Source organism: Pseudomonas sp. AC169 (genome assembly GCF_979258515.1).
In genome coordinates this window covers 1,126,489-1,137,559 of sequence record NZ_OZ409866.1, presented here as the reverse complement: position 1 = coordinate 1,137,559, position 11,071 = coordinate 1,126,489, and the positions used below count along the sequence as shown (strand labels likewise).

Here is an 11,071-nt window from a genome sequence, read left to right as displayed (position 1 = left end):
GACTTTGCCGATCTTCAGTTCAGGAACCGCCCGTGACTTCAATCTTCTGGTACGACTACGAAACCACTGGCATCAATCCGCGTAACGACCGCCCCTTGCAGGTGGCCGGGATCCGCACCGACCATGCGCTCAACGAGATCGACGAGCCGGTCAACCTCTACTGCCAGCCCAGCGAAGACATCCTGCCGCATCCGGCCGCTTGCGCGATCACCGGCATCACCCCGAGCCAGCTCGCCGAAAAAGGCTTGAGCGAAGCTGATTTCATGACTCGCGTGCATGCGCAACTGGCGGCTCCGGGCACCTGTGGCGCCGGTTACAACACGCTGCGTTTCGACGACGAGATGACCCGTTACAGTCTGTATCGCAATTTCTTCGACCCTTACGCCCGAGAGTGGCAGGGCGGCAACAGTCGTTGGGATCTGATTGATGTGGTGCGTGCTGCTTATGCGCTGCGTCCTGACGGCCTGGTCTGGCCCACCGATGACGAAGGCCGGGTGACGCTCAAGCTTGAACGCCTGACCGCCGCTAACCACATCGATCACGGGCATGCCCACGAAGCGTTGTCAGACGTGCGCGCGACCATCGCATTGGCGCGCTTGATCCGCGAGAAACAACCCAAACTGTATGACTGGCTGTTTCAGTTGCGCAGCAAGCAAAAAGTCATGGATCAGATCCGCCTGTTGCAGCCCATGGTGCATATCTCGGGACGTTTCTCGGCCGCGCGCAGTTATGTCGGTGTGGTGCTGCCACTGGCCTGGCACCCGAAAAACCGCAACGCCCTGATCGTCTGCGACCTGCATCTCGATCCCCAGGGGTTGCTGGATCTGGACGCGCAAACCCTGCGCCAGCGTTTGTACACGCGTCGCGATGATTTGCTCGAAGGCGAGTTGCCGGTGCCGCTCAAGCTGATTCACATCAACCGTTGCCCGGTGGTGGCGCCGCTTTCGGTTTTGCGCGCGCAGGATCAGCAGCGTCTGGGGCTGGACATGGCACTGTATCAACAGCGAGCACTGCGGCTAACTGACGCACAGCAAGTTTGGAAAGATAAAGTTGCAGAGATTTATGTCAGCGAAGATTTCATTCCGAGCGAGGATCCGGAACAACAGTTGTACGACGGATTTATCGGTGACCGCGACCGGCGTCTATGTGAGCAAGTGAGGAGCGCCGACCCGGCGCAACTAGCGCAAGAGCAATGGCCTTTCGATGACGAACGTTTGCCTGAATTACTCTTTCGATATCGCGCACGTAACTTTCCCGAGACGTTGAATTTCGAAGAGCAAGAGCGCTGGAGAATATTTTGTCAGCAGCGCTTGTCCGCGCCTGAATGTGGCGCACCGAATACCTTGAAATCTTTTACCGAGGCGGCCGAGCAATGGTCGCTTACTGCCTCGCCGATGCAGAGTGAAGTGCTCAATGAATGGAAGAATTATGTCCAGGCATTGCGCAAACGTTTGAATCTTTGAAATCGAACATGAACGGCTTAAATGCCGGGCATAAAAAAACGCCAGCATTCGCTGGCGTTTGTTTTTTCGCAGATCGCTCTGCGAAGGCGTTGCGGCTTAGCCCAGCAGGGTAGCCCAGCCTTCAACCACGTCACCGCCCCACTTGGCTTTCCACTCTTTCAGAGTTTTGTGGTTGCCACCTTTGGTTTCGATGACTTCGCCGTTGTGCGGGTTTTTGTATTGTTTAACTTTGCGAGCACGCTTGGTGCCGGTAGTTTTTACTGCGCCGCCGCGTGGAGCTTTGGTTTTTGCATCCGGATCCAGCAGCGCGATGATGTCACGCAGGGATTTGGAGTACTCGCCCATCAGGGTGCGCAGTTTGCCTTCGAATTCCAGCTCGGCTTGCAGTTTGTCGTCTTGGGACAGGTTCTTCAAACGGGCTTGCAGCTCTTTGATAGCTTCTTCGGTGGCGCGATATTCGTTGATCAAGGACATGATTACTACCTTAGTAGAGTGCTGAATGGCAGGGGACAGTGGCGCAATAATAGTCAGGCTGTTTCATCAAGTAAACATTTAACCGGGGTTTTTATTTAAATTAGTTACGAGAAACTGCCCTGTATTGAATATTCAGTTAAATAGTGTGATCCAGTCATCACAGATATTCACAGTTGTCTGATCAAACCATGTCACAGGATCATCATCAGGTTGACGGTTACTCCATCGAAAAGCCGTAGCGCCGGGCCAGGCGCAAGCGCGTGCTGATCAATACTGCAGTTTTCCGGCGCAGCCGCTAGAATGGCGGCCTTTGCGAAGTTCTGGAGTTTTCCCCTCATGCGCACTTTTCGGCTGGTGATATCTTGCCCGGACCGCGTTGGCATCGTTGCCAAAGTCAGTAATTTTCTGGCAGCCCATAACGGCTGGATCACCGAAGCGAGCCACCACTCGGACAATCAAGTGGGCTGGTTCTTCATGCGTCACGAAATTCGTGCCGACTCGCTGCCTTTCGGTATTGAAGTATTGCGCGAGAAGTTCGCGCCGATCGCCGAAGAGTTCTCGATGGACTGGCGCATCACCGACACCGAGCAGAAGAAGCGCGTAGTCCTGATGGCCAGCCGCGAATCCCACTGCCTGGCTGACCTGCTGCACCGCTGGCACAGCGACGAACTGGACTGCGAAATCTCCTGTGTGATTTCCAACCACGATGACCTGCGCAGTATGGTTGAATGGCACGGCATTCCTTATTACCACGTCCCGGTCAACCCGCAGGACAAGCAGCCGGCTTTCGACGAGGTGTCGCGCCTGGTCAAGCAGCACGATGCCGAAGTGGTGGTGCTGGCGCGCTACATGCAAATCCTGCCGCCGGACATGTGCCGCGAATACGCGCACAAGGTTATCAACATTCACCACAGCTTCCTGCCATCGTTCGTCGGCGCCAAGCCGTATCACCAAGCGTCGCTGCGTGGCGTGAAGCTGATCGGCGCGACCTGCCACTACGTGACTGAAGAGCTGGACGCCGGCCCGATCATCGAGCAGGACGTGGTGCGTGTCAGCCACAGTGACAGCATCGAAGACATGGTGCGTTTCGGCCGTGATGTCGAGAAGATGGTGTTGGCTCGTGGCCTGCGCTACCACCTCGAAGATCGCGTGCTGGTACACGGCAACAAGACTGTAGTGTTCTGATCTAAAGCACACAGGCTTGAAAAACGAAGGGTCTGGGCGTTCAATCGTTCCAGGCCCTTCGCCGTTTCTGACCCGAGGAAAAGTTCATGAGCGATCCGCTGGACAAAGCCACCTCCAAAGCCCCGGCCACCCTCGGTGAAGGTTGCCTCAGCCGCTATGACCCGGAGGACATGAGCCCGGAGGACGGCACCGAGTTTCCCGGTGCCGCCGAGTTGTGGGAACAACTCATAGAGGATCAGGACGACGCTAAGAAGCCTGTCTGACGTTCATTATCTTCTTCAACAGTGGCCGTCCCAGCATTAACAAAAATACCGGGCCACCCACCAGCAGATAGAAGTAATACGTCACCACCCGCCAAATCAGAATCGCCGCCGCTGCGGTGGATTTACCGACCATCGGCGCCAGCAGCGCTGCCGACGTCAGTTCCGCCGCACCTGCACCCCCCGGCAACAGACTGAACTGGCCAGCGCCCAGCGAGAGCATCTGCACCAGAAAACTCCAGGCCCACTGCAAGTCAGCACCCAGGCCACGCAGCGCCAGATACAGCACGCTGTAACGCAGCAACCAATGCACACAGGTCAGGGCGAATACTTTGATCAATGTTTGCCAAGGCAACTTCAACGTATCGGCAAACGCCGCGAGAAAGTGCAGCAACTTGCGCGCCCAACGACGCCGGGTGCTGGCCTTGACGTTCATCCTTGCCAACAGGAGTCCGCTCAGGCGAATCAAGGCGCGGTGATAACGCGCGACCAATACGCAACAGAGCAAACCGCCAAACAACGACACTGCGCTGACCGTCAGCAGCCATTCAAGTCGATCGCTGAGGTGCTGAAACAGCGCATAAATGAGAATCCCGCTCAGGGCGCAGAGAAAGAACAGCAAATCGCTGAGCTGATCCATGGCAAACACCGCGCTGCCCCGGGCCGGGCGCACGCCCGATCGGGCCAGCAAGGCCATGATGGTCAGCGGCCCGCCGCTGCCGCCGGGTGTCGCGCAATAGGCGAATTCGGCGGCCATGACCACGCCAAGACTCTTTATCGGCGTGACACGATCGCGTTGATCGCCGAGCAACAGGCGCAAACGCAGGGTATTGATGCCCCAGCAGAGCAGGATCATGCCGAACATGATCAGCAGCCATTGCAACGGGAAACTCTGCAGCCGCGCCCAGGTTTCGCTGCCGCCGAGCACAACCGGAATCAGCACCGCCGCGAGCAGGCCGATCAGCAAGAGAATGCCGCGACTCATGCAACATGTTCCAGTTGACCGCGCTGTTGAGCGAGCCAGTGCATTTTGGTCATTGGTACGCGTCCTTCACTCATTAATCGTTCGAGGGTATGCAGCCAGTACTCGCGGGAAAAACCGTGACGCATGTCCACAGGATGCAAGCCTAGACGAATCACCGGCGCCTGACGCCAACGCTGTTGACGCTGCTCACTGACAATCTTGGACAAGCCTCTGCGCCAGGCGCTGCGGGCGCTCCAGACCAGGCCCGGCGCGTCGATCGCGGTGAAATCCGGCAAACGATATAAATGCTGCGGATCGCTGGTATAGCTCAGCGGTAACTCGCGCAGAGCCTGGCGGGTGCCGTCGCTCATCAACCATGCCGGGGCGACGAAACCGTGCAGCGGCCAGTCATAGCGCTGAAACACATCGATGCCGGCGCGCAGGCGGGCGAGGGCGGTTTCAAAGGACAAACGATAGAACTCGCCTTCATGGGTGTAAACGCGGCGCATGAACCATTCGCGCGGCGTTATCGGGCCGGGCTCCTGGTCATCGTGGAAATAACCATGCAACGCCAACTCGTCGCCACGGGCAACGCGCGCATCAAGCAGTCGGCAAAATGCCGGGTGCTCATCGAGGGCGTTGTGTCGGTGGAAATCCGGTACCACCAGCCACGTCATCGGCACGTTGCCCAAAGCGTCGACGGCTTCGACAAGCGGTTGGTAATCCGCCCACGTCGAAGGCGCCACGTCGTGAAGCACCAGCAACAGGGCGGGGCAATTCATCGGCTCAACCATTGGCAACTTTGGGCAGGGTATGCCCGAGAACGGCGTGATAGTGGCCCAACAGGCTGTCGACCACCGTGTCCCACGCGTAATGACGTTCGACATGCTGGCGCGCCTGTTGGCCGAGTTTCACGCAACCGCGACTGAACAGTTCGCGCACGGCATTGGCCATCGCCTGCGGGTTGTTCGGTGCGCAAAGCAGGCCGCAGGACTCGTTAACGATCTCTTCGAAAGCTCCGGCCGCCACTGCCACCACGGGAATGCCGCAGGCCATGGCTTCGAGGATTACCAGACCGAAGGTTTCCTGATCGCCGGCATGCAGCAATGCATCTGCGCTGGCCATTAACTGCGCGACGCGTGGCGCGGGGCAGAATTGGTCAATCACGCTGACATTGTCCGGTACGGCCGCGGGCATCGACGAACCGACCAGCAGCAAGTGATAGCGCGGGCCGAGGCGTTGCATGCATTTGAGCAGTACCGGCAGGTTTTTCTCTTTCGACCCGCGCCCGGCAAAAATCAGCAGCCGGGTGTCTTCGGCGATGCCCAGTTCTGCACGCAGTTGCGGATCGCGGGCATCGGGATGAAAAGTCTGCAGATCGACGCCCAGCGGTTGCACGAACACATTGCGTACACCGAGGCCGGTGAGCTTGTTGGCCATGACCTGACTGGGGGCAAGCACGCGGTCGAAGTTACCGTAGAGCTTGGTGACATACGCCTCGATATTCGGGGTAACCCAATGGCCCATGCGATTGCCGACCAACAGCGGCAGGTCCGAGTGATAAAAGCCGATCACCGGTACATCCAGCTGCCGGCGCGCATCCAGTGCGGCCCAGGCCGTCAGGTAAGGGTCGCCGACTTCGATCAGATCGGGCTGCAGATCCTGCAGGACATTGCGCCATGGCGCGAGGCGAAGGGGGAATCGATAACCTTTGCCGAAGGGCAGGGCGGGGGCGGGAACCGTGTAAATGCCGTCGTGTTCACCGAAGTGCGCGCCGGGAATCAGCAGACTGTGGCGAATGCCGGGTTTGACCCCGAGCCGGCGGTGTTTGGCATCCAGATAAGTCCGCACACCGCCGCTGGCCGGGGCGTAGAACATGGTGATGTCGGCGATATGCACGGTGATCATCCCTCCGCTGCGTGGTTCTCCCTTGGTTGACCTTTATCAAGAATAGATGTTCGGTCGGGATTGCGCGGTAGAGCAGAAGAGCTGAAGAGCCCCTCACCCTAGCCCTCTCCCGGAGGGAGAGGGGACTAACCGAGGTGGATGTTGAAAATACATCGACCTGACAGGCCTGAGTCGAACTCAGGTTCTGAAAGGCATGAAGATCTGCTCCCTTTCCCCCTCGCCCTTTTTAGAGAGGGGGACTGACGGAGGTATTCGGCTTGATACATCGACCTGAAAATCTTCAGTCGAAGTCGAATTTTGAACAGCATGAAGATCTGCTCCCTTCCCCCTCGCCCCCCTGGGGGAGAGGGCTGGGGTGAGGGGGTAAAGCTTTTGATCTTAAATGCGGAAACTGCCCACCAACTGCTTCAGACGCGAAGCCTGCTGCTCCAGATCCGAACACGCCCGCAACGTCGCCTGCAGATTCTCCACGCCTTCCTGGTTCAGCGTATTGATCTCGGTAATATCGACGTTGATCGACTCGACAACAGCGGTCTGCTCCTCGGTTGCCGTGGCCACCGACTGGTTCATTCCGTCGATCTCGCCAATGCGCTGCGTCACGCTGTTCAAGCGCTCACCGGCGAGGTTGGCAATCTCCACGCTGTCCTGACTGTGGCGCTGGCTGTCGCTCATGGTGCTCACCGATTCACGGGCGCCGACTTGCAGCTCCTCGATCATGGTCTGCACCTGTTGCGCCGACTCCTGCGTGCGGTGCGCCAGATTGCGAACTTCGTCCGCCACCACGGCAAACCCGCGTCCGGCCTCACCGGCGCGCGCCGCTTCGATAGCAGCATTGAGTGCCAGCAGGTTGGTCTGCTGGGAAATGCTGGTGATCACCTCGAGAATCTGGCCGATATTCACGGTCTTGCTGTTCAGCGACTCGATGTTGCTGCTCGAAGCGCTGAGCATGCTCGACAGTTGATTCATCGCCTTGATGCTGCGATCCACCACTTGCTGGCCGTCTTCTGCCAAGCCGCGAGCATCGCTGGCCTGATTCGAAGCCTGGGCGGCGTTGCGGGCGATTTCCTGTGCCGCGGCGCCGAGCTGGTTGATTGCCGCCGCCACGCTGCTGGTGCGCGAAGCTTGCTGGTCAGAGTTGTACATCGACGAGTTCGACGCGGCGACTACGCGCAGGGCGACTTCGTTGACTTGTCCGGTCGCCGACGACACTTCGCGGATCGAGCCGTGAATCCGCTCGACGAAACGGTTGAACGCGGTACCCAGTACGCCGAATTCATCGTTATTGACGATCGTCAGGCGTTTGGTCAGGTCGCCTTCACCGTCGGCGATGTCCTCCATGGCGCGGGTCATCACGTGCAGCGGCTGGATCAGCAGACGGATCAGCATGCCAAGCAGGGCAATGATGATCGCCACGGCAATCACGGTCGCGATCACTGCCGAGGTGCGGAATTCGCTGAGCATCGCGAACGCCTGATCCTTGTCCACCGACAGACCGATGTACCAGTTCACCGACGGCAAGCCCTTGATCGGCGCGAAGGTGACGATGCGGGTCTTGCCATCGACGGTCACTTCACTGAAGTCGCTGCTGATGCGCGGGGTGTCCTGCGGATAGGCTTCTTTCAGTGATTTCATCACCAGCGCCTTGTCCGGGTGCACGAGGATCTTGCCGTCGGCACTGACCAGAAACACATAACCCATGCCGTCGAAATCCCGGGCGGCGAGGGTGTCGACCAGCGATTGCAGACTCAGGTCGCCGCCAACCACACCGACGCTCTGACCGGCCTTTTTCGAGGCGGTGGCGATGGAAATGATCAACTGGCCGGTCGCGGCGTCGATGTACGGTTCGGTCAGGGTCGAGGTGCTGCTGCCCTCGGCACCTTTATACCAAGGGCGCACGCGCGGATCGAAACCGTCCGGCATCTTCGCATCCGGGCGGATGGTGAAGTGGCCGGTGGCGTCACCGAGGTAGGAAGCCATGAAGGTCGACGTCAGGGCTTTCTGTTCCAGCAGGCTGGCGACGTTGGCGGGTTCGGGATTGATGGCAATGTTCTGGGCGGCGTTCTCGATCAACAGAATGCGACCGTTGAGCCAGGTCTGGATATTGCCGGCGGTGACCTCGCCCATCTCGTTGAGATAGTTGTTCAGGTCATCGCGGATCGCATTGCGCTGTAGCCAGTCGTTGTACAACGTAAACGAGGCGAATGCGGCGATGACGATGAGGGCGGCGGCAAGCAAAATTTTATGGCTGAAGCGCAGATTTTTGTTCATGGCTTGGGGTTCCGCTAAGGTCTTAATGTCCAGGGCGTGCTTTTATAGAGGCGCGCAAAATGGGCAAGGGTGAAAACAAGCTGATATTTCCGTCTCTCCTTAGGGAAATGTCCGGCCTGACTTGTGGTCGGGTCTCTCACTCTTCTTTATCGGCCATGCAGAATCAAAGATTAACCATTGGGTGACAAAATGCCTGACTCCTCGCAACTCGTAATCGGCGCTGATCTCGCAGGCCAACAGATAGCTCAGGCCATGCGCCTGGCGAACCGCCACGGGCTGGTCGCCGGCGCCACCGGTACCGGTAAAACCGTGACCTTGCAGCGTTTGGCCGAGGCGTTCAGCGACGCTGGCGTGGCGGTATTTGCCGCTGACATCAAGGGCGATCTGTGTGGCCTGGGTGCCGCCGGCAACCCGCAGGGCAAGGTTGCCGAGCGCATTGCCGGGATGCCTTGGCTCAACTACAAGCCGCAGGCGTATCCGGTGACCTTGTGGGATATCCACGGCGAGTCCGGTCATCCGTTGCGCACCACGTTGAGCGAAATGGGCCCGCTGTTGATCGGCAGCCTGCTGGAGCTGACCGACAGTCAGCAGTCGGCGCTTTACGCAGCCTTCAAAGTCGCCGACCGCGAAGGCCTGTTGCTGCTGGATCTGAAAGATCTGAAAGCGCTGCTCAATCACCTCAAGGATAATCCGCAGCTTTTGGGTGAAGACGCGGCGCTGATGACCACCGGCTCCAGTCAGGCGCTGTTGCGTCGTTTGGCGATCCTCGAGCAGCAGGGCGCCGAAGCCTTGTTCGGCGAGCCAGCGCTGCAACTTGAGGACATTCTGCAACCGACCGCCGATGGCCGTGGGCGCATTCATTTGCTTGATGCCAGCCGTCTGGTGCATGAAGCGCCGAAGGTCTATGCGACGTTCCTGTTGTGGCTGCTGGCCGAATTGTTCGAGCAGTTGCCGGAGCGCGGCGATGCCGACAAACCGCTGCTGGCGCTGTTCTTCGATGAGGCGCATTTGCTCTTTGGTGACACGCCCAAGGCCTTGCAGGAGCGGCTGGAACAGGTGGTGCGCTTGATCCGTTCCAAAGGCGTCGGCGTGTATTTCGTCACGCAGTCGCCGGCGGACTTGCCGGATGACGTGCTCGCGCAGCTTGGCTTACGCATCCAGCATGGCTTGCGCGCGTTCACCGCCAAAGAGCAGAAATCCCTGCGTGCGGTGGCGGACGGCTTCCGGCCGAATCCGGCGTTCGACAGTCTGTCGGTGCTGACCGAGTTGGGGATTGGTGAGGCGCTGGTAGGCACGCTGACCGAGAAAGGTACGCCGGAGATGGTCCAGCGCGTGCTGGTCGCGCCGCCGCAATCGCGGATCGGGCCGTTGACCGAGACTGAACGAACGGTATTGATCGCTGGTTCGCCGTTCAAGGGACGTTATGACAAGCCGATCGATCGTGAGTCGGCGTATGAAATTCTGATGGGGCGTAAAGGGCTGGCGCCTGAAGCCGAGGCACCCGCTGGAAAGCCTGCGCCTGAAGAGCCGAGCCTGGCCGACAGGGCAGGGGAGTTTCTCGGTACAGCAGCAGGGCAGGCGCTGAAATCGGCGATGCGCCAGGCGGCCAATAACCTTGGCAAGCAATTGGTGCGCGGTTTGATGGGCTCATTACTCGGAGGCAGCAAACGCCGCTGAACCTGAAGTATTGGAGATATGAATGTGGAAGCGAGCCTGCTCGCGAAAGCGGTGTGTCATTCAACATTGACGTCGTCTGACACGACCTCTTCGCGAGCAAGCTCGCTCCCACATTAATTATTATTCATATTCGGACAGTGCTCAGGTTTTGGCCTTGGCGTGCGCCGCCAATCGCTCCAGCGCCGCGCGCAAACCCGGATCAGTGATCCCGTCCGCCGTCGCCTGAATCGTTGCCGCTGCGTCCGTCGACAAATCCATCGTATTGCCGACTACCCCGCGTTGCACCGTCGGCGGCTGCACCTTGAACAGAATCCGCGTCAGACTGGCGAACTCATCGAACATCTGTAATTGCCGCTGCAAGCGTTTTTGCTGGTAACGCAGGCGTGTGGCCCAGTGGCCATCGGTGACAATCAGCAACAGACTGCCCTCGCGCCACGACGCCACATGGCAGTGTTCGCGGGCGGCAGGCTGCAGTTGGCTTTCGAGCAGGCGCTGCAAATGCCCCAATCGTTGGGCATGGCCGAGGATGGCTTTGAGCGGCTTGGCTTCGCGTAGCAAAACGGCGGGTGCTCTGGCCGTAAGAGGGCGAAATGCCATGATCGAACACCTGAAGTAACAGAAACGCCATGGTAGCAGAAAGGCCGAAATCACTCGCCCATTGCTTTTGCCCCCGCTTTACCCATTAAATCAACGACTAACTTCTGCCTTGTATGACTTGAAGTTGAGCAAAACGCCCCTATTTTAAGTGAGCCCCGTCAAAGCGCAGTGCCAGCATCGTGGAACATCGCCACTTTCCTCACTTCCGTTTCCGGGTAGAATGCTCGTTCGCATGCGGCCATGAGGGCTGCACGGGCGACGCTCACGGGGCCGCC

10 protein-coding genes and 1 pseudogene are annotated in these 11,071 nt (G+C 58.9%); 4 read left to right on the top strand and 7 right to left on the bottom strand.

All coding sequences use genetic code 11. The features are described from left to right. Positions 1-32: 32 nt before the first annotated feature. Positions 33-1,463, top strand: coding sequence for an exodeoxyribonuclease I (gene sbcB / locus ACZZ0G_RS05165; RefSeq protein WP_463555512.1), 1,431 nt, complete (start codon positions 33-35; stop codon positions 1,461-1,463). A gap of 96 nt (positions 1,464-1,559) precedes the next feature. On the opposite strand, the gene mvaT is transcribed toward sbcB, so the two are convergent. Beyond that, positions 1,560-1,937 (bottom strand): histone-like nucleoid-structuring protein MvaT, encoded by a 378-nt coding sequence (mvaT, locus tag ACZZ0G_RS05160; protein WP_038366705.1) that lies wholly within the window; start codon positions 1,935-1,937, stop codon positions 1,560-1,562. Positions 1,938-2,273: 336 nt separating this feature from the next. Between mvaT and purU the strand changes: the two genes are divergently transcribed. Beyond that, on the top strand, positions 2,274-3,122 hold the full coding sequence (purU, locus tag ACZZ0G_RS05155) for a formyltetrahydrofolate deformylase (protein WP_007912774.1): 849 nt from the start codon (positions 2,274-2,276) through the stop codon (positions 3,120-3,122). An 86-nt stretch (positions 3,123-3,208) separates the two neighbouring features. Beyond that, positions 3,209-3,385 (top strand): hypothetical protein, encoded by a 177-nt coding sequence (locus ACZZ0G_RS05150; RefSeq protein WP_463555511.1) that lies wholly within the window; start codon positions 3,209-3,211, stop codon positions 3,383-3,385. On the opposite strand, the gene ACZZ0G_RS05145 is transcribed toward ACZZ0G_RS05150, so the two are convergent. From ACZZ0G_RS05145 to ACZZ0G_RS05125, 5 genes and pseudogenes are all read right to left on the bottom strand, one after another. After that, positions 3,369-4,367, bottom strand: coding sequence for a lysylphosphatidylglycerol synthase transmembrane domain-containing protein (locus ACZZ0G_RS05145; protein ID WP_463555510.1), 999 nt, complete (start codon positions 4,365-4,367; stop codon positions 3,369-3,371). The two genes, ACZZ0G_RS05150 and ACZZ0G_RS05145, sit on opposite strands and share 17 nt — an antisense overlap. After that, entirely contained in the window at positions 4,364-5,140 is a 777-nt protein-coding gene (locus ACZZ0G_RS05140; protein WP_463555509.1) for a DUF2334 domain-containing protein, read from the bottom strand. Before ACZZ0G_RS05140 ends, ACZZ0G_RS05145 begins: the two co-directional genes overlap by 4 nt. After that, on the bottom strand, positions 5,133-6,254 hold the full coding sequence (locus tag ACZZ0G_RS05135) for a glycosyltransferase family 4 protein (protein ID WP_463555508.1): 1,122 nt from the start codon (positions 6,252-6,254) through the stop codon (positions 5,133-5,135). The genes ACZZ0G_RS05140 and ACZZ0G_RS05135 overlap by 8 nt, the downstream gene beginning before the upstream one ends. A 378-nt stretch (positions 6,255-6,632) precedes the next feature. Beyond that, positions 6,633-7,397 (bottom strand): methyl-accepting chemotaxis protein, encoded by a 765-nt coding sequence (locus ACZZ0G_RS05130; protein WP_371043227.1) that lies wholly within the window; start codon positions 7,395-7,397, stop codon positions 6,633-6,635. 93 nt (positions 7,398-7,490) lie between these two features. Further along, positions 7,491-8,522: pseudogene (locus ACZZ0G_RS05125) on the bottom strand (HAMP domain-containing protein); the annotation flags it as partial. Positions 8,523-8,711: 189 nt separating this feature from the next. Between ACZZ0G_RS05125 and ACZZ0G_RS05120 the strand changes: the two are divergent. Further along, on the top strand, positions 8,712-10,199 hold the full coding sequence (locus ACZZ0G_RS05120; protein WP_463555507.1) for a helicase HerA-like domain-containing protein: 1,488 nt from the start codon (positions 8,712-8,714) through the stop codon (positions 10,197-10,199). A 141-nt stretch (positions 10,200-10,340) separates the two neighbouring features. Here the strand turns inward: ACZZ0G_RS05120 and ACZZ0G_RS05115 are convergent, their stop codons facing one another. Then, on the bottom strand, positions 10,341-10,796 hold the full coding sequence (locus tag ACZZ0G_RS05115; protein WP_463555506.1) for a DUF721 domain-containing protein: 456 nt from the start codon (positions 10,794-10,796) through the stop codon (positions 10,341-10,343). Positions 10,797-11,071: the final 275 nt, after the last annotated feature.

Bases quoted from the DNA above. Each gene is read 5' to 3' on its own strand.
- purU (WP_007912774.1), top strand. From the start codon at position 2,274: ATGCGCACTTTTCGGCTGGTGATATCTTGCCCGGACCGCGTTGGCATC.
- ACZZ0G_RS05140 (WP_463555509.1), bottom strand. From the start codon at position 5,140: ATGGTTGAGCCGATGAATTGCCCCGCCCTGTTGCTGGTGCTTCACGAC.
- ACZZ0G_RS05120 (WP_463555507.1), top strand. From the start codon at position 8,712: ATGCCTGACTCCTCGCAACTCGTAATCGGCGCTGATCTCGCAGGCCAA.
- ACZZ0G_RS05145 (WP_463555510.1), bottom strand. From the start codon at position 4,367: ATGAGTCGCGGCATTCTCTTGCTGATCGGCCTGCTCGCGGCGGTGCTG.
- ACZZ0G_RS05115 (WP_463555506.1), bottom strand. From the start codon at position 10,796: ATGGCATTTCGCCCTCTTACGGCCAGAGCACCCGCCGTTTTGCTACGC.
- mvaT (WP_038366705.1), bottom strand. From the start codon at position 1,937: ATGTCCTTGATCAACGAATATCGCGCCACCGAAGAAGCTATCAAAGAG.
- ACZZ0G_RS05135 (WP_463555508.1), bottom strand. From the start codon at position 6,254: ATGATCACCGTGCATATCGCCGACATCACCATGTTCTACGCCCCGGCC.
- ACZZ0G_RS05150 (WP_463555511.1), top strand. From the start codon at position 3,209: ATGAGCGATCCGCTGGACAAAGCCACCTCCAAAGCCCCGGCCACCCTC.
- ACZZ0G_RS05130 (WP_371043227.1), bottom strand. From the start codon at position 7,397: ATGTACAACTCTGACCAGCAAGCTTCGCGCACCAGCAGCGTGGCGGCG.